The 18,117-nt window shown below is 64.5% G+C and carries 12 protein-coding genes and 1 other RNA gene; 7 read left to right on the forward strand and 6 right to left on the reverse strand.

The annotated features are described in order from the left end of the window. Positions 1–8: 8 nt before the first annotated feature. The 3 genes from xdhC to xdhA form a co-directional block, all read right to left on the reverse strand. Complete coding sequence (gene xdhC, locus QMX96_RS16720) at positions 9–854, reverse strand: xanthine dehydrogenase accessory protein XdhC (protein ID WP_116053269.1); 846 nt, start codon at positions 852–854, stop codon at positions 9–11. 103 nt (positions 855–957) lie between these two features. Continuing rightward, positions 958–3,357, reverse strand: a complete 2,400-nt coding sequence (xdhB, locus tag QMX96_RS16725; RefSeq protein WP_282362062.1) for a xanthine dehydrogenase molybdopterin binding subunit — start codon at positions 3,355–3,357, stop codon at positions 958–960. Then, a complete protein-coding gene (xdhA, locus tag QMX96_RS16730; protein WP_282362063.1) occupies positions 3,350–4,804 on the reverse strand; it encodes a xanthine dehydrogenase small subunit in 1,455 nt (484 codons plus the stop codon). The genes xdhB and xdhA overlap by 8 nt, the downstream gene beginning before the upstream one ends. Before the next feature lie 279 nt (positions 4,805–5,083). Between xdhA and QMX96_RS16735 the strand changes: the two genes are divergently transcribed. From QMX96_RS16735 to ffs, 6 genes are all read left to right on the forward strand, one after another. Beyond that, positions 5,084–5,743 (forward strand): GntR family transcriptional regulator, encoded by a 660-nt coding sequence (locus QMX96_RS16735; protein WP_043862359.1) that lies wholly within the window; start codon positions 5,084–5,086, stop codon positions 5,741–5,743. 2 nt (positions 5,744–5,745) lie between these two features. Beyond that, a complete protein-coding gene (gene smc, locus QMX96_RS16740) occupies positions 5,746–9,234 on the forward strand; it encodes a chromosome segregation protein SMC (RefSeq protein WP_058542036.1) in 3,489 nt (1,162 codons plus the stop codon). 203 nt (positions 9,235–9,437) lie between these two features. Beyond that, complete coding sequence (zipA, locus tag QMX96_RS16745; protein ID WP_043862361.1) at positions 9,438–10,307, forward strand: cell division protein ZipA; 870 nt, start codon at positions 9,438–9,440, stop codon at positions 10,305–10,307. A 120-nt stretch (positions 10,308–10,427) separates the two neighbouring features. Next, complete coding sequence (gene ligA, locus QMX96_RS16750) at positions 10,428–12,782, forward strand: NAD-dependent DNA ligase LigA (protein ID WP_282362064.1); 2,355 nt, start codon at positions 10,428–10,430, stop codon at positions 12,780–12,782. A 159-nt stretch (positions 12,783–12,941) separates the two neighbouring features. After that, positions 12,942–14,099, forward strand: a complete 1,158-nt coding sequence (locus tag QMX96_RS16755; RefSeq protein WP_100634374.1) for a putative zinc-binding metallopeptidase — start codon at positions 12,942–12,944, stop codon at positions 14,097–14,099. A 97-nt stretch (positions 14,100–14,196) separates the two neighbouring features. Continuing rightward, an RNA gene (ffs, locus tag QMX96_RS16760) (signal recognition particle sRNA small type) lies at positions 14,197–14,293 on the forward strand. Positions 14,294–14,449: 156 nt separating this feature from the next. On the opposite strand, the gene QMX96_RS16765 is transcribed toward ffs, so the two are convergent. Next, on the reverse strand, positions 14,450–14,776 hold the full coding sequence (locus QMX96_RS16765) for a hypothetical protein (protein ID WP_043862364.1): 327 nt from the start codon (positions 14,774–14,776) through the stop codon (positions 14,450–14,452). 362 nt (positions 14,777–15,138) lie between these two features. On the opposite strand from QMX96_RS16765, the gene QMX96_RS16770 reads away from it, so the two are divergent. After that, complete coding sequence (locus QMX96_RS16770; protein ID WP_043862365.1) at positions 15,139–15,471, forward strand: hypothetical protein; 333 nt, start codon at positions 15,139–15,141, stop codon at positions 15,469–15,471. Positions 15,472–15,524: 53 nt separating this feature from the next. Here QMX96_RS16770 and QMX96_RS16775 read toward each other — a convergent pair whose 3' ends face one another. Then, a complete protein-coding gene (locus QMX96_RS16775) occupies positions 15,525–16,688 on the reverse strand; it encodes a cell division protein FtsQ (protein ID WP_213607230.1) in 1,164 nt (387 codons plus the stop codon). Continuing rightward, positions 16,688–18,103 carry an MBOAT family O-acyltransferase gene (locus tag QMX96_RS16780; RefSeq protein WP_043862367.1) on the reverse strand — a complete coding sequence of 472 codons (1,416 nt, stop codon included), beginning with the start codon at positions 18,101–18,103 and terminating at the stop codon, positions 16,688–16,690. Before QMX96_RS16780 ends, QMX96_RS16775 begins: the two co-directional genes overlap by 1 nt. Between the last annotated feature and the right edge of the window lie 14 nt (positions 18,104–18,117).

The raw sequence follows: 18,117 nt of genomic DNA on the forward strand, positions 1-18,117 counted from the left end.
GGCTCTCGTCAAATGGCTTGGCTGCGCCGTGACGGCGGCAGCAGTTTGGCAATGGGTTGGGTGGTGTCCGAGCCGGTATGCTGGCCGAAGTTCGCGTTGTAGGTAGCGATGATTTCGGCGGCGATGGACACGGCGATCTCGATCGGCAGCTTGCCCTTGACCTCGGCCAGGCCCATCGGGCAGCGCATGCGTGCCAGGCTGTCGGCGGCAAAGCCGCGCTCGCGCAGGCGGTGCTCGAACTTCACGCGCTTGGTCCTGGAGCCGATCAGGCCGAACCAGGTGAAATCGTTGCGCTTGAGGATCGCGGCGGTCAGTTCCAGGTCCAGTTGATGGTTGTGGGTCATGACGATGCAATAGCTGCCGGCGGGCAGTTCATCGACCTCGTCGACCGGTTCCTCGCTGACGACCTTGCTCACCCCCGTGGGGATGATGTCGGGGAATTCCTGCTCGCGCGAATCGATCCAGCGTACCCGGCAGGGCAGCGCGGCGAGCAAGGGTACCAGAGCGCGGCCGACATGGCCTGCGCCGAATACCGCGATCTGCGCCTGCACGCCGCCCATGGGCTCGAACAGCAGCACGGTGGCGCCGCCGCAGCACTGGCCAAGGCTGGCGCCGAGGCTGAAGCGCTCCAGGTGGGTGGTTTCGCGGCCTTCGGCAAGCATCTGCCGGGCGATGTGCATGGCCTTGTATTCCAGGTGCCCGCCGCCGATGGTGTCGAACAGCTGGGTCGCGCTGACGACCATCTTCGAGCCGGCATTGCGTGGGGTGGAGCCCAGCTCTTCGATGATGGTCACCAGCACGCAGGGTTCGCCCCGGGTGTGCAGGTCGGACAGGGCGTTGATCCAGGTGTGCATAGTCGGTTGCCTCTTCAGTGCCTGATCGGGCCTCTTCACCGGCAAGGCCGGCTCCTACAGCAATCGCGCCCTGTAGGAGCCGCCCTTGCCGGCGAAGGGCGCACTACGGTGTAACGGTTTCCACCTCGGCAGCCGCCTGCCGGCCCGCCACCACCTTGCGCATCTGTTCGCAGCCCCACAGCACCCGCTCGGGGGTGGCCGGGGCATCGATCTGCGGTTGCTCGTGATAATCCGCCAGGCTGGCCACTGCATCCTTGATCGCGCACCACGGCGCGATCCCCAGCATGAACGGCGGCTCGCCCACCGCCTTGGAATGGAACACCGTGTCCTCGGGGTTCTTGCGGTTCTCCACCAGCTTCACCCGCAGGTCCACCGGCATGTCCGCCACCGCCGGGATCTTGTAGCTGGCCGGGCCGCTGGTCATCAGCTTGCCCTTGGCGTTCCACACCAGTTCCTCGGTGGTCAGCCACCCCATGCCCTGGATGAACCCGCCCTCCACCTGGCCAATGTCGATGGCCGGGTTCAGCGAGGCGCCCACGTCATGCAGGATGTCGGTGCGCAGCATCTTGTACTCGCCGGTCAGGGTGTCGACGATCACCTCGGCGCACGCCGCGCCGAAGGCGAAGTAGTAGAACGGGCGCCCGCGCGCCTGGCTGCGGTCGTAGTAGATCTTCGGGGTCTTGTAGAAGCCGGTGCTCGACAGCGACACCTGGGCAAAGTAGGCCTGCTGTACCAGGCTCTCGAAGGTGAGGATTTCATCGCGCACGCGCACGTGCCCGTTGCGAAACTCGACGTCTTCTTCACTGACCTTGTACTGGCGCGCGGCAAATGCCACCAGGCGCTGCTTGAGGATTTCGGCTGCGTTCTGCGCCGCCTTGCCGTTCAGGTCGGCGCCGCTGGACGCCGCCGTGGGCGAGGTGTTGGGCACCTTGTCGGTGTTGGTGGCGGTGATCTGTATGCGGCTGAAGTCCACCTGGAACACTTCGGCCACCACCTGGGCCACCTTGGTGTTCAGGCCCTGGCCCATCTCGGTGCCGCCATGGTTGAGGTGGATGCTGCCATCGGTGTAGATGTGCACCAGCGCACCGGCCTGGTTGAGAAAGCTGGCGGTGAACGAGATGCCGAACTTCACCGGGGTCAGCGCCAGGCCCTTTTTCAGCACCGGGCTGTTGGCGTTGAAGCGGCGGATCGACTCGCGGCGCTGCTGGTAGTCGCTGCTGGCTTCGAGCTCGGCGGTGATCTCCTCGAGCATGTTGTGCTCGACTGTCTGGTAGTAGTGGGTGACGTTGCGCTCGGTCTTGCCGTAGTAGTTGGCCTTGCGTACCGCCAGCGGGTCCAGTGCCAGGTGGCGGGCGATGCGGTCCATCACCTCTTCGATGGCAACCATGCCCTGCGGGCCGCCAAAGCCGCGGTAGGCGGTATTGGAGGCGGTGTTGGTCTTGCAGCGGTGGCCGTTGATGGTGGCGTCGCCCAGGTAGTAGGCGTTGTCGGAGTGGAACATCGCACGGTCGACGATGGAGGCCGACAGGTCCGGCGAGCAGCCGCAGTTGCCGGCCAGTTCCAGGTTGATGCCATGCAGGCGGCCGCTGTCGTCGAACCCCACGTCGTATTCGATATAGAAGGGGTGGCGCTTGCCGGTCATCAGCATGTCCTCGACCCGTGGCAGACGCATCTTGGTCGGCTGCCCGGTCAGGCGCGCGATCACCGCGCACAGGCAGGCGGGGCTGGCGGCCTGGGTTTCCTTGCCGCCGAAGCCGCCGCCCATGCGGCGCATGTCCACCACGACCTTGTTCATCGGCACGTCCAGCACTTCGGCCACCAGCTTCTGCACCTCGGTGGGGTTCTGCGTGGAGCAGTACACGATCATGCCGCCATCCTCGGTGGGCATCACCGAGGAGATCTGGGTTTCGAGGTAGAAGTGCTCCTGGCCGCCGATATGCAGGGTGCCCTGCACCCGATGCGGGGCGCTGGCCAGCGCGGTGACCGAATCGCCGCGCTGGTGGGTGTGGCTGTCGAGCACGAAATGCTTCTTGCGCAGGGCCTGAACCACATCCAGCACCGGCTCCAGGTCTTCGTATTCGATGATTGCGGCCATCGCTGCGCGGCGGGCGGTGTCCAGGTCGCAGGCGGCCACGGCCAGCACCGGCTGGCCGACGAACTCGACGGTGTCGATGGCCAGCAGCGGGTCGCCCGGCAGCAGCGGGCCGATGTCCTTCAGGCCCGGGATGTCTTCGTGGGTGATGGCGATACGCACGCCCTCGATGGCGTAGCACGGGCGGGTGTCGATGCTCAGCACCCGTGCATGGGCGCGGTCCGACAAGCGAGCGTACACATGCAACTGGTTGGGGAATTCGAGGCGGTCATCGATATACACCGCCTCGCCGGACACATGCTTGTCGGCGCTGTCGTGCTTGATGCTGCGCCCGACGCCACTGGTCAGGCCCTGGGCGAACAGCTCGGCCAGTTCGGCCTGGCTCCTGGCCACGTGAGGATGGTTAGACATAGGCGGTCACCCGGGTTTCGATGTGCGGCGTGTGCAGTTCGATGAAGTACTTGCGCAGCAGGTTCTGCGCGCCGAGCAGGCGGTATTCCTTGCTGGCCCTGAAGTCCGACAGCGGGGTGAAGTCTTCGCCCAGCGCCTGGCAGGCGCGCTCGATACCGGCCTGGTTGAACGGCTTGCCGAGCAGGGCGGCTTCACAGGCGCGGGCGCGCTTGGGGATGGCGGCCATGCCGCCGAAGGCGATACGTGCCTCGGCCACCACGCCGTTGTCGATGCGCAGGTTGAAGGCGGCGCACACCGCCGAAATGTCGTCGTCCAGTCGCTTGGACACCTTGTAGGCCCGGAACGCCCAGGCCAGCTTGGCCCGCGGCACGATGATCTTCTCGATGAACTCGCTTTCCTGGCGTGCGGTGATGCGGTAGTCGATGAAATAGTCTTCCAGCGCCAGGGTGCGTGTGTCCTGACCCCGGCGCAGCACGATCTGCGCACCCAGGGCGATCAGCAGGGGCGGCGAATCGCCGATCGGCGAGGCGTTGCCGATGTTGCCGCCCAGGGTGCCCTGATTGCGGATCTGCAGCGAAGCGAAGCGGTGCAGCAGTTCGCCGAAGTCGGGGTATTCACGGCTCAGCGCGTCATAGCAGTCGGTGAGTGGCGTGGCGGCGCCGATTTCCAGGCGATCGTCAAAGGCCTCGACCCGCTTCATCTCGGCGACGTTGCCCACGTAGATCATCACCGGCAGGGTCTTGTGGAACTGCGTGACCTCCAGCGCCAGGTCGGTGCCGCCGGCCAGCAGGCGGGCTTCGGGGTGCGAGCCGTACAGCTCGGCCAGGTCGGCCACGGTCAGCGGCACCAGGCAGCGCTTGTCGCCGCTGTTGAGTTCGCCGGTTTCCTTGGGCGCAATCGCCTGGAGCCGGGCGATGGTCTGTGCCTTGGCGCTGTCGAACTGGTCGGGGGCGGCCTGGCAGCAGGCCTGCTCGGCGGCTGCCAGGATCGGCCGGTAGCCGGTGCAGCGGCACAGGTTGCCGGCCAGGGCCTCCTGGGCGCGGTGCAGGTCGGGGGCGTCGCTGTTCTTCTGCAGGGCGAACAGCGACATCACGAAGCCCGGGGTACAGAAGCCGCATTGCGAGCCATGGCAGTCGACCATGGCCTGCTGCACGCTGTGCAGCTTGCCCTGGTGCTTGAGCCCTTCGACGCTGATCAGCTGCTTGCCATGCAGGGACGAGACGAACGTCAGGCACGAATTGAGGCTGCGATAGCGCAGGTGCTGCCGGCCGTGTTCATCTGCAGCCAGTTCACCGACCACGACGGTGCAGGCGCCGCAATCGCCGCTCGCGCAGCCTTCCTTGGTACCGGGTTTGCCCAGGTGCTCGCGCAGGTACTCGAGCACCGTCAGGTTGGGGTCCAGGGCATGCTCACTGCGCAGCTCCTGGTTGAGTAGAAACTGGATCACGGAAGGCCTCACAAGCGAATTATTGTTGTTGAGTGGACGGGGTCGACTGTAGGCAGACTTGACTTGCCGGTCAACTGCTTTCTGACTTCAAGGTCAGCTTTTTGTGCGTGCTGATCCTGTCATCCTCGATAGCCTCTGTATTCAGCATAGAACCGGGGCCGGGTTGACGATTGTTTTGCTTCAATCGTGCCAACTGCGTGCCTGTGCCGCTGCGCGAGGTGCAGGCAAGTGCGCTACAATCGGCGCTTGTGCACAGTTCAATGATTTTGAAGGAAAACCATGACGTTCAAGGCGCCGGACAGCCTCTCCGAGCAAATTGCCCATTACCTGGCCGAGCGGATCATCCGCGGTGAGCTCAAACCTGCCGAGCGCATCCAGGAACAGAAGGTCACCCAGGCGCTCAATGTCAGCCGTGGCTCGGTGCGCGAGGCACTGCTGATACTCGAGCGCCGGCACCTGGTGACCATCCTGCCGCGCCGTGGCGCGCAGGTTACGGCGCTCAACGAGCACAACGTGCGCAGCCTCTGCACCCTGATGAGCGAGCTGTACATCCTGCTGGGCAATGCCGTGGCCAGTGCGCCGCGCAGCGAAGCCGAACTTGCACCGTTTCTGGTCATCCAGCAGCGTCTGCACGCCGCCAGTGCGCGCCAGGACATCAAGGCCTTCGTCGAAGAGAGCTTCGCGGTGATGCGCGCCGCGTATCCGTTCGCCAACAACCCCTACCTGCAAGAAACCGTCGAGAACCTGCAGCCGGCCATGAGCCGCACCTATTACCTGGCGCTGGACCAGCGCAAGGCCAACATGAACGACTTCCTGGTGCTGTTCGCCCAACTGCTCGAAGCGGTGGTGGGTGGCGACCTGCCGCGTATCCGCGAGGTGCTGACGCAGTACTGCGAGCGCAGTTGCACGCTGGTGCTGTCCTCGCTGGTTGCTGGCTGAGCATGCGCCTCAAGTGCATTCGCCTGGCGGGGTTCAAGTCGTTCGTCGACCCGACTACCGTCAACTTCCCCAGCAACATGGCGGCCGTGGTCGGCCCCAATGGCTGCGGCAAGTCCAACATCATCGATGCGGTGCGCTGGGTGATGGGCGAAAGCTCGGCGAAAAACCTGCGTGGCGAGTCGATGACCGACGTCATCTTCAACGGCTCCACCAGCCGCAAGCCGGTCAGCCAGGCCAGTATCGAACTGGTGTTCGACAACAGTGACAACACCTTGGTGGGCGAGTATGCCGCCTATGCCGAGATCTCGATCCGGCGCAAGGTGACCCGCGACGCGCAGAACACCTATTACCTCAACGGCACCAAGTGCCGTCGGCGCGACATCACCGATATCTTCCTGGGTACCGGGCTGGGCCCGCGCAGCTACTCGATCATCGAGCAGGGCATGATCTCCAAGCTGATCGAGGCCAAGCCCGAAGAGTTGCGCAACTTCATCGAAGAGGCCGCCGGCATCTCCAAGTACAAGGAGCGCCGCCGCGAAACCGAAAACCGCATCCGCCGCACCCACGAGAACCTGGAGCGCCTGACCGACCTGCGCGAAGAGCTGGAACGTCAGCTCGAACGCCTGCACCGCCAGGCCCAGGCAGCGGAGAAGTACAAGGAATACAAGGCCGAGGAGCGTCAGCTCAAGGCCCAGCTGGCGGCCCTGCGTTGGCGTGCGCTGAACGATCAGGTGGGCCAGCGCGAGGCGATCATCGGCGACCAGGAAGTGGCCTTCGAGGCCCTGGTGGCCGAGCAGCGCAATGCCGATGCGAGCATCGAGCGCCTGCGCGACGGTCACCACGACCTGTCGGAGCGTTTCAACCTGGTCCAGGGGCGCTTCTACTCGGTAGGCGGCGACATCGCCCGGGTCGAGCAGAACATCCAGCACGGCCAGCAGCGCCTGCGCCAGTTGCAGGATGACTTCAAGGAAGCCGAACGCGCGCGTCTGGAAACCGAATCGCACCTGGGCCACGACCGCACCTTGCTGGCGACTCTGGGCGAAGAGCTGGAGATGATCGAGCCCGAGCAGGAACTGTCGCTGGCGGCAGCCGAGGAGGCCGCCGCGACCCTTGAGGAAGCCGAGACCACCATGCATGGCTGGCAGGAGCAGTGGGACAGCTTCAACACCCGCTCCGCCGAGCCGCGCCGCCAGGCCGAGGTGCAGCAGTCGCGCATCCAGCAGCTGGAGCAGAGCCTGGAGCGCGTCTCGGAGCGCCAGCGCAAGCTGGGCGAAGAACGCGACCAGTTGAGCGCCGACCCTGAAGATGCGGCCATCCTGGAACTGAACGAACAACTGGCCAGCAGCGAATTGCTGCTCGAAGACCTGCACCTGGAAGAACAGCAGGTGATCGAGCGCCTCGACGCGCTGCGCGAGCAATTGCAGCAGGCCGCCCAGGCGCAGCAGCAGGCCCAGGGTGAACTGCAGCGCCTGGGTGGCCGGCTGGCATCGCTCGAAGCCTTGCAGCAGGCCGCGCTGGACCCAGGCAGCGGTACCCTCGACTGGTTGCGCGCGCAGGGCCTGGAGCAACGCCCACGCCTGGCTGAAGGCTTGCGCGTGGAGCCGGGTTGGGAGCTGGCGGTGGAAACCGTGCTGGGCGCCGACCTGCACGCGGTACTGGTGGACGACCTGGCCGGGCTCGACCTGACGGGCTTCGAGCAGGGCGAGTTGCGTCTGCTGGAGGCCGCCGGCACCGGCAAGCGCCTTGCCGGCAGCCTGCTGGACAAAGTACAGGGCGGCGTTGACCTGGCCCCCTGGCTGGGCCAGGTCAAGCCGGTCGAGAGCCTCGAACAGGCATTGAGCCTGCGCGGCCAACTGGCCGACGGCCAAAGCCTGATCAGCCGCGACGGCTACTGGGTGGGGCGCCACTTTCTGCGGGTCAGCCGAGGCAACGATGCCCAGGGCGGCGTGCTGGCCCGCGGGCAGGAGCTTGAGCAACTGGGCCTGGAGCGTCTGGAGCAGGAAGCTGCCCTGGAGCAGCTCGAAGCGCAGTTGCTGGCCCTGCGTGAACAGCAGCGCGTGCAGGAAGACAGCCGTGAACAACTGCGTCGTCGCACCCAGGAAGAAGCCCGCCAGCAAGGTGAGCTCAAGGCCCGTCTGTCGGCCGGCAAGGCCCGCGCCGAGCAGCTGACATTGCGCCGCCGGCGCCTTGAAGAAGAGCTGGCCGAGCTGCTGGAACAGCGCGCCATCGAACACGAAAGCCTGGGCGAGTCGCGCCTGCACCTGCAGGAAGCCCTCGACCTGATGGCCCACGACACCGAACAGCGCGAGGCCTTGCTGGCCCAGCGCGACAACCTGCGCGAACGCCTCGACCGCGTGCGCCAGGAAGCCCGCCAGCACAAGGACCACGCCCATCAGTTGGCGGTGCGCCTGGGCTCGCTGCGTGCCCAGCACGACTCCACGCGCCAGGCCCTCGAGCGCCTGGAGCTGCAGTCGGAGCGCCTGAACGAAAAACGTGAACAACTGAGCCTGAACCTGGAGGAGGGCGAGGCGCCCCTCGAAGAGCTGCGCATGATGCTTGAGGCGCTGCTGGAAAAGCGCATGAGTGTCGACGAGGAAATGCGTCAGGCGCGCCTGCACATGGACGAGGCCGACCGCGAACTGCGCGAGGCCGAAAAGCGTCGTACCCAGGCCGAACAGCAATCCCAGCTGCTGCGCGGTCAGCTCGAACAGCACCGCATGGAATGGCAGGGGCTGAGTGTGCGGCGCAAGGCCCTGCAGGAACAGTTGCAGGCTGACGGCTATGATCTGGAAGGCGTGTTGGCGACCTTGCTGGCCGAGGCCAGCGAGCAGGAGGCTGAACTTGAGCTGGAGCGCATCGATGCGCGCATCCAGCGCCTGGGCGCGATCAACCTGGCGGCCATCGACGAGTACCAGCAGCAGTCCGAGCGCAAGCGCTACCTCGACGCCCAGGATGCCGACCTGGTCGAGGCCCTCGATACCCTGGAAAACGTGATTCGCAAGATCGACAAGGAAACGCGCAACCGCTTCAAGGATACCTTTGATCAGATAAATGCCGGATTACAGGCACTTTTCCCAAAAGTTTTCGGTGGTGGCAGCGCTTATCTGGAACTGACGGGCGAAGATCTACTCGATACAGGGGTAACGATCATGGCGCGCCCGCCGGGCAAGAAGAACAGCACCATCCATCTGCTCTCGGGCGGCGAGAAGGCGCTGACGGCCCTGGCCCTGGTGTTTGCCATCTTCAAGTTGAACCCGGCACCGTTCTGCATGCTCGACGAGGTCGACGCGCCGCTGGACGATGCCAACGTCGGACGCTATGCGCGCCTGGTCAAGGAGATGAGCCAGACCGTGCAGTTCATCTATATCACCCACAACAAGATCGCCATGGAAATGGCCGATCAACTGATGGGGGTGACCATGCACGAGCCCGGTTGCTCACGGCTGGTGGCGGTGGACGTGGAGGAGGCGATGGCCATGGTCGACGCCTGAAAAACGGATATAACGCACGAACTTGCAGCAAATGCCCCTGTCAGTTGCGACAGACGGTGTAAAGTTATCTTTGGTCGTGCTAGCTTAATGTAAATTTTTCTATGCGTGGGTAAAACGCCTGTCAGAACATAGAGTTGGCGCCACGTTTTAAAGGGGTTTAAACCCTTTATTTTTCAGCATTTTTCACAGAGGCACGGGATTACATGGAAATCGGTCTGCGCGAGTGGCTGATCGTCATCGGCATCATAGTCATTGCCGGTATTCTTTTTGACGGCTGGCGTCGCATGCGCGGCGGCAAGGGCAAGTTGAAATTCCGTCTGGACCGCAGCTTCTCCAACCTGCCGGACGAAGAGACCAGCGCCGAAGTGCTGGGCCCGCCGCGGGTGCTTGACGACCACAAGGAGCCCCAGCTCGACGAGCACGACCTGCCGTCGATGACGGCTGCGCGCGAGCAGCGCGAGCCGAAGGTGGGCAAGGGGTCCAAGCGCGCCAAACGTACCAGCGAGCCGCAGCAGGGCGACCTGAACCTGGCGGCCGAGCCACGCGAGCCTGACCTGTTCGGCAATGCCGACGACGACTTCCCGGACGAAAGCCCCAAGAGCACCGGCTTCGGTGCCAGCGAAGGCAAGGACCTGCCGCCGGTCGAGGAAGTGCTGGTGATCAGCGTGATTGCCCGCGACGAGAGCGGCTTCAAGGGCCCTGCACTGCTGCAGAACATCCTGGAAAGCGGCCTGCGCTTTGGCGAGATGGACATCTTCCACCGTCACGAAAGCATGGCCGGCAATGGCGAAGTGCTGTTCTCCATGGCCAACGCGGTCAAGCCTGGGGTGTTCGATCTGGACGACATCGACCATTTCAGCACCCGTGCGGTCAGCTTCTTCCTTGGCCTGCCGGGCCCGCGCCATCCCAAGCAGGCGTTCGACGTGATGGTGGCGGCGGCGCGCAAGCTGGCCCATGAACTGAACGGCGAGCTCAAGGATGACCAGCGCAGCGTGATGACCGCGCAGACCATCGAACACTACCGCCAGCGCATCGTCGAATTCGAGCGCCGCGCCCTGACCCAGAAACGCTGACAGGTATGGCCGCTCCCTGCAGGAGCTGGCCTTGCCGGCGAAAGCTGCCCCGCCGATCCACCGATTTGAACGCCAAGAGCAGCCCCGAGCTGCTCTTTTGCTTTGCAAGAGACGACACACATGACCGCCCAAACCCGCATCCTCGAACTGCGCGCCGAACTCGACCAGCACAACTACCGCTACTACGTGCTCGACGAGCCAAGCGTCCCGGACGCCGAATACGATCGCCTGTTCCGCGAGCTGCAGGCCCTGGAGGCCGAACACCCCGAGCTGGTCACCCCCGATTCCCCCACCCAGCGGGTGGGCGGCGCGGCGCTCTCGGCCTTCACCCAGGTGCGTCACGAGGTGCCGATGCTGAGCCTGGGCAACGCCTTCGAGGAAAATGACCTGCGCGAGTTCGACCGGCGCGTGGTCGAAGGCCTCGACCTGCCGACCGGCGACCTGTTCGGCGCAGGGGCGGCGGTGGACTACAGCTGCGAACCCAAGCTCGACGGCCTGGCGGTCAGCCTGTTGTACCGTGACGGCCTGCTGGTGCAGGGCGCCACCCGTGGCGACGGCACCACCGGCGAAGACATCAGCGTCAACGTGCGCACCATCCGCAACGTGCCGCTCAAGCTGCAGGGCAAGGGCTGGCCGGCGGTGCTGGAGGTGCGCGGCGAAGTGTTCATGAGCAAGGAGGGCTTCGAACGGCTGAACGCAGCCCAGGCCGAGATCGGCGGCAAGACCTTCGCCAACCCGCGCAACGCCGCCGCCGGCAGCCTGCGCCAGCTCGATTCGAAGATCACCGCCAGCCGCCCCCTGGAGTTCTGCTGCTATGGCGTGGGCCAGGTGTCCGAGGCCATCGCCGACACCCACATCGGCACCCTCGAAAAGCTCAAGGGCTGGGGCATGCCCATCAGCCGCGAACTGCGGCATGCCGCCGGCATCAAGGAATGCCTGGACTACTACCGTGACATCGGCGAGCGGCGCAACGCGCTGCCCTACGAGATCGACGGGGTGGTGTTCAAGGTCAACAGCCTGGCCTCGCAACGTGAACTGGGCTTTCGTGCCCGTGAGCCGCGCTGGGCGATAGCGCACAAGTTCCCGGCCATGGAAGAGCTGACCGAGGTGCTCGACGTCGAGTTCCAGGTTGGTCGCACCGGTGCGGTAACGCCCGTCGCACGGCTCAAGCCGGTCAAGGTGGCCGGTGTGACCGTGGCCAATGCCACCTTGCACAACATGGACGAAGTGGCGCGCCTGGGGGTGATGATCGGCGATACGGTGATCATCCGCCGTGCCGGTGATGTGATCCCGCAGGTGATGCAGGTGGTCACCGAGCGTCGCCCGGCCGATGCGCGTGCGGTGCACATCCCTACCCAGTGCCCGGTGTGTGGCTCGCAGGTCGAGCGCACCCAGCTGGTCAAGCGCAGCAAGGGCAAGGAAACCGTCAGCGAAGGCGCGGTGTACCGCTGCGTCGGCCGCCTGGCCTGCCGCGCGCAGCTCAAGCAGGCGATCATCCACTACGTGTCGCGCCGCGCCATGGACATCGAGGGCCTGGGTGAGAAGAGCGTCGAGCAGTTGGTGGATGAAGGGCTGATTGCCTCGCCGGCAGACCTGTACCGCTTGAAATTCGAAGACATCGTCGACCTCGAAGGCTTTGCCGAGGTGTCCAGCAACAAGCTGCTGGCTGCCATTGCCGACAGCAAGCGCCCGAGCCTGGCACGCTTCATCTACGCCCTTGGCATCCCGGATGTGGGCGAGGAGACCGCCAAGGTGCTGGCGCGCTCGCTGGGCTCGTTGCAGCGCGTGATGGTGGCGCTGCCGCAGGTGCTGACCTACCTGCCGGATATCGGCCTGGAAGTGGCGCACGAGATCCACAACTTCTTCGAGGACGAACATAACCGCAGCGTCATCGCGCAACTGCTCGAGAACGGCCTGCAGTTGCAGGAGGAGGGCGAGCTGGCCGCCGAGTTCGCGGCCAGTACGACCCTGGCCGGGTTGATCGCCAAGCTCGACATCCCTTCTGTCGGCCCGACGGGTGCCGAGAAGCTGGTGGCCAAGCTGCAAAGCCTTGAGCGCATCATTGCCGCCGACGGCATCGACCTGCGTCAGGCGCTGGCAGCCAAGCAGGCTGATGCGGTGCGCGAGTTCTTCCTGGTCGAGGCCAACCAGGCGCTGGCGCGCAGCGTCGAGGCGCAACTGCGCGAGTTCGGCATGCACTGGGAGAGCGAGAAGAAGGTTGCCCAGGGCTTGCCGCTGGCGGGGCAGACCTGGGTGCTGACCGGTTCGCTGGAGCGCATGAGCCGGGATGTCGCCAAGGACAAGCTGGAGAGCCTGGGGGCCAAGGTGGCGGGGTCTGTTTCGGCCAAGACCCACTGCGTGGTGGCGGGCCCGGGGGCAGGCTCCAAGTTGGCCAAGGCCACTGAGCTGGGGCTCAAGGTGTTGGATGAGGATGCGTTCGTGGCGTTTCTGTCGGAGCAGGGCATAGCGGTGTAGCGGTCACGCGGCCCGCTTCTGCCCGAAGGGCGTGGGAGCGGGCTTGACCCGCGATCGAGCGCGAAGCGCTCGCAACACCTGAGCGCACGGTGCGTCAGGCACACCGCAAGCGCTGTCACGCACATGGTGTAGGCTAGGCTCCAGCCAGGAGGTGGCCCCATGTACCCATTCTTCGAACAGCTCGTCGCCCGTATCGCCGCACCCTTCGTCAGCCAGGCACGCCGCAGCACGCGCGTGTGGCAATGCGAGTGCGGACAGTCCGTGTTCTTTCGCAACAGCCAATGCCTGGCCTGCCAGGCGTCGCTGGGCTACTGGCCCGATACCCACCATGTCGGTACCTTGCTGCCGGCCGCTGTGGACGGCCAATGGTACCTGGACGGCCAGCCAGAACTCGGCCCGCTCAAGCGTTGCGCCAACCTCGACACCCCGGCTTGCTGCAACTGGCTGCTCGCTGTCGACGACCCCGAAGCGTTCTGCCTGGCCTGTCGCCTCAACCGCACCATCCCCGACCTGTCGTTCACCGAAAACCACCTGCGCTGGCGCAAGCTGGAAACCGCCAAGCGCCGCCTGATTGCGCAACTGCTGCACCTGGGGTTGCCGGTCACGCCCAAGCAAGGCGCAGCCGGCGAGGGCATCGCCTTCGACTTCATCGGCATCGACATTGCCGGCAATCCCCCCACCACCGGCCACGCTGGCGGCCTGATCACCCTGGATATCCGCGAAGCCGACGACGACTGGCGCGAGCAGGTGCGCGTGCAGCTTCAGGAGCCCTACCGGACCGTGCTGGGCCACCTGCGCCACGAGATCGGACATTACTACTGGGACCGTCTGGTGGCCAGCAGCGCTTGGCTGCAGGACTTCCGCCGCCTGTTCGGCGACGAGCGCGCCAGCTACGCCCAGGCCATGGAGCGCCACTACCAGCAAGGTGCTCCGCTGGACTGGGCCGTCGCCCACGTCAGCGCCTATGCCACCATGCACCCCTGGGAGGACTGGGCCGAAACCTGGGCGCACTACCTGCACATGACCGATGCGGTGGACACCGCCCTTGCGCTTGGCATGGACGCCTCGGTGATGGACCTGGACTATCCGCCGTTCGATGCCCGCAGCTTGTACCAGCCCGAGCACCCTGGGGCGCCTGCGTTCCTGGCGTTCATCAATGCCTGGGTGGAGCTGTCGGCGATGCTCAACGAGCTGTCACGCAGCATGGGCCAGACCGACTTCTACCCGTTCGTGCTGAGTGCGCCGGTGGTGGCCAAGCTGCACTTCATTCACTGCGTGATCCAGGGCGATGCCCCGGCGGCAGTCACAAGTCCTTGAGCCAGAGTGGTTTTTTCACGGTACAGAGGTTGTAACTTCGCGTCAGACCGGTACAATGGCCCCGCTCGCTGCCAGGCGAGCATCGTTATGGTGACCCCATCGGTCCCCCCGCAACGATTACCCGTAAACCTGGTCAGGCCCGGAAGGGAGCAGCCACAGCGGGAACATCGTGTGCCGGGGTGTGGCTGGTGGGGTTGCCTCCATAACGCAAGCCCTTGTCTGCCAGGGGCCGCCTCTATCCAGTTCCCTTTCCCCCGAATACGCATGCAGTGCACTGCTTTCCCTTCGCGCGCACGAAAAATGCCTGCGACCGGATCACTGTCGCAGACACCTCACTCTCTTCAGCGCTATCAGCAGGGCTCGTAAATGAACGCCTTGTAATCGCCACCCTCCCGGTAGATATAGCGCCCGATACATTCAATGTTGGCTATCTGTGCAACGTAGGTAATACGGTCCGGTTTGAATTCCCGTGCCGCGGTGAGCAGCACTTTGGACAGGTCTCTTTTGACGTTTGTCACATGTTGCTCGTTGGTCTGGCTGAAATCATCATACTCGATGGCCCAGACGGTATTCACACCAGCCAACTTCTTCCATTGTTGTTCTGCCAGGAAGTTGTTGAAGTTGTCTCGTTCCGATTCCTTGTTGGTGAGGTCCAGCGAAAGCAATACCCTGATCATTGAGTCATTCCTTTGTGCGGTGCGCTAAGGGACGACGCTGCCCGCTGGCAGCGCCCGGCGGGCATGATTGCAGACGCGCGGCGCTCGCTTCAAGACGCTGTAACTGCGCCGAAACGGCACGCCTTTGAATGTTTCTGTTTATTTTAAAGTGCCTGAAAGCCCTTTGTTCCATAAAAGAACTTTATAGCTCGTGTTTCTTTGCGTAGTAACTTTCCTACATGGTCTTGGTTAAGTTGTTTAGTTGCTGTTTTTTGGTAAATTCTTGAATTATTTTAACTCTCAGGTGATGGCCATTTAGCATTGATGGATGAAAAGCGAGTGACTAGGTTGCAAGGGAATTTCACTGCTTATGGGAGCCCACCATGACCCTCTGCCTGTTGTCCCTCGACCTGTCCAATACCGGCGAAGTTCAGCGCGTGGCCTTTTGCAAGGTGCTCAAGGACGATAACTGGAAGCGATTTCGCAATGCCGACGCCACCTGGGAGAAGTCATACGAACTGGCCTACGACGCCCTTGTCGAAAAGCGCGTCAAGACCCTGCTCGAAGCTGCCGCCAATATGGCGGGTATCGAAGAACTGAGGTTCGTGGTGCAAGCCGGCGAGCAGGAGGGCTGGTGTTGCCAGCTGGAGAAGATCCACGGCATCTACCACTTCACCACGTTCGATTCAGCGGCAGATCTGAAAAAACTTGCCTGAGCAGTCGTCAGCGCCCGCTGCGCCGTGTCAACGCGCGCAACGGGCGTGGTGCGTCATGGCCTGGGGGGCAGCTGCACGTCACCCGCATAGGGCGTCTGCAGGTCGCGCTCGGGTATCTCCCAGATCACCAGCTGTGGCGGCGTCTGCCTGAACGCCGGGCTGTCGAAGTAGGCCTTGGCGGCTCCGGAGAATTCGCCGCCGTCCTTGGCGAAGTTGCCCACAGGCGCCGACAGCGCACGTTGCAGAAAGCCGACAAAGCTCGAGTTGCGCGAAAACGAGGTGCCGATCAGCGCGACATTCGGCAGGTTGTCGTCGCCGAACAGGTCATCGAGATTGTCGCCCGCATCGCTGACGGCCTCGGCCCGCTCGGTGATGACCGTTGGCGCCACCTGTTCCTGCGGCGGCTGCAAGGCCACTGGCAGCCAATCGATGCCGGCCAGCCGCACCAGGTCCCCGGGGCGCGGTGCCAGAGGCTCCTGGCGGGTGTCGAAGGTCTTGCTGGGGGTGGCGCTCAAGCCCATGCCCTTGACCTGCTCGGCAATGGCCTGGGCAGCGGCCTGGGCGCCGGCTTCGCTCCAGTGGGTATCGGTACGCAGAAATGCACTGGCGCCCAGCGGCTGCAGGCTGGCAGTCAGGTCCAGGGTGGCCACGCCGGCCGCCTGGAGTTTCTGCACCCACTGCTGGATGCGCGCCTGCGAGGCCGTGGGGCGAGTCAACCCGCACAGCTCGCTGGCGGCGATACGGCTCTTGTCCGGCACCACGCTCACCAGCAGACGGATACCCCGTTGCTGCAAGCTGCGTTGCAGGGCGATCACCGCATCGGCCTTGGCCTGGGCGTTGTCGGCCGCGTGCCGGTCGAGCTTGAGTTCATCGCTCAGAAACAGCCACTGCGTGCAGCCCGGCCGCACCCGCGGCCCGGTGTCGCCCAGCAACAGCCAACTGCTGGCCCGTTCCAGGTCGGCGGCCTCGCTCGGCAGCGGCGCCTTGGCCAGCTCCTTGGCAATGCGGTGGGTGATTTCGCCGTGCAGCACCTGGCCATTGGACAGGTGCTTGTCGGGCATCAGCTCGAGCTTGCCGCTGGCCACCAGCCAGCCACACGACAGCAGGCCGGCACCCAGGAACAGCGCCAGGGTGACGCCGGCGATCGGGCTGGTGCGCAGGGCCAGTGCACTGGGGGGCGTGGGCGCTGTACTGGGAGGAGGTGTCTTCATCGTCATCAGAACTGGAAGTACAGGAAGGGGACCGAATCACGGCTGGCGATCAACGCGAACGACAGCACGAAGCCGGCCACGGGCCACAGGGCAGCGGCATGCACGAACCACGCGCGGCTGGCGAAGCGGTGCTCGGCGCGTGCCTGCCAGATCGGCAGGATGATGCACGCCACGCCCAGCAACGCCGCCAGGCCGTGCACCGGGCGTACGGTGGCTGCCAGTGCCTCGCCCAGGGCAAAGCCGTGCAGGCCGAACTGGCCGGCGTACATCGACAGCGCCGTATGAAAGTCCGGGGCGCGGAACAGCGTCCAGGCCAGGCACACGAACAGCAGCGTCAGGGTGTGCGACAGCACCTTGGGGATCGCCGGCAGGCTGGAACGGCTCCAGGCCCGGTCGACGCACAGCGCGATACCGTGGGCCGAGCCCCACAGCAGGTAGTTCCAGCTGTCCCCGCCATGCCACAGGCCGGCAATGGCCATGGTCAGGAACAGGTTGCGGTAGGTGTTCCAGGTGCCGTGGCGGTTGCCGCCCAGGGCGATGTACAGGTAGTCGCGCAGCCAGCTCGACAGCGACAGGTGCCAGCGCCGCCAGAAGTCCTGGATGCTGCTGGCCAGGTACGGGCGGTTGAAGTTCTCGGGGAAGTGGAAGCCCAGCATCAGGCCCAGGCCGATGGCCATGCAGCTGTAGCCGGCAAAGTCGAAGAACAGTTGCAGCGAATACGCCAGGCAGCCCAGCCACGCGTCCAGGAACGACGGGTTGTCCAGGTGGAAGGCCACGTCCACCAGCGGCGACAGGGTATCGGCCACCAGCACCTTCATGCACATGCCGATCATGAAACGGCGCGCGCCCAGCGAGAAGTTCTGCCAGTTGAAGTAGCGCTGGTTGAGCTCGCGGCGTACCCAGTCGTAGCGGATGATCGGGCCGGCGATCGAGTGGCCGAACATCGAGATGTAGGTGGCGAAGTTCACGAAACTGCGCTCTACCGGCACGGTATGGCGGTGCACATCCACCAGGTAGGAAATCGCCTGCAGCACGATGAACGACAGCCCCGCCGGCAACGCCACCCGCTGCCACTCCATCGGCAATGCACCGTAATAGGTGATCAGCTCGTTGTAGTTGGCGGCCAGGATGTTGGCGTACTTGTACCAGCACAGCACCAGCGTATTGAACACGATCAGCGCGGCCAGCAGGCGTATGCGCCCGCGCGAGTCTTCATGGCTGCGGTTCACCAGCAGCCCGCCAACCCACGCGACCACGGTCAGCGCCATGTGCAGCAGCAGGAACAGCGGGCTCAGCCAGCCATAGAACAGCCAGCTGCCGATCAGCAGTACGCCGTTGCGCCAGGCCGGACGGCTCAGCGCGTACACCAGCATGAAGATCGGCAAAAACAGCGTCAGGAACTCGAGTGAGGCGAATACCATGGTGGTGAAGACGT

Source organism: Pseudomonas sp. PS01300 (genome assembly GCF_029960155.1).
Lineage (GTDB): Bacteria > Pseudomonadota > Gammaproteobacteria > Pseudomonadales > Pseudomonadaceae > Aquipseudomonas > Aquipseudomonas palmensis.

Coding starts and splice junctions, on each gene's coding strand:
- xdhC (WP_116053269.1), bottom strand. CDS start 854: ATGCACACCTGGATCAACGCCCTGTCCGACCTGCACACCCGGGGCGAA.
- xdhB (WP_282362062.1), bottom strand. CDS start 3,357: ATGTCTAACCATCCTCACGTGGCCAGGAGCCAGGCCGAACTGGCCGAG.
- QMX96_RS16735 (WP_043862359.1), top strand. CDS start 5,084: ATGACGTTCAAGGCGCCGGACAGCCTCTCCGAGCAAATTGCCCATTAC.
- smc (WP_058542036.1), top strand. CDS start 5,746: ATGCGCCTCAAGTGCATTCGCCTGGCGGGGTTCAAGTCGTTCGTCGAC.
- zipA (WP_043862361.1), top strand. CDS start 9,438: ATGGAAATCGGTCTGCGCGAGTGGCTGATCGTCATCGGCATCATAGTC.
- ligA (WP_282362064.1), top strand. CDS start 10,428: ATGACCGCCCAAACCCGCATCCTCGAACTGCGCGCCGAACTCGACCAG.
- QMX96_RS16755 (WP_100634374.1), top strand. CDS start 12,942: ATGTACCCATTCTTCGAACAGCTCGTCGCCCGTATCGCCGCACCCTTC.
- QMX96_RS16765 (WP_043862364.1), bottom strand. CDS start 14,776: ATGATCAGGGTATTGCTTTCGCTGGACCTCACCAACAAGGAATCGGAA.
- QMX96_RS16770 (WP_043862365.1), top strand. CDS start 15,139: ATGACCCTCTGCCTGTTGTCCCTCGACCTGTCCAATACCGGCGAAGTT.
- QMX96_RS16775 (WP_213607230.1), bottom strand. CDS start 16,688: ATGACGATGAAGACACCTCCTCCCAGTACAGCGCCCACGCCCCCCAGT.
- QMX96_RS16780 (WP_043862367.1), bottom strand. CDS start 18,103: ATGGTATTCGCCTCACTCGAGTTCCTGACGCTGTTTTTGCCGATCTTC.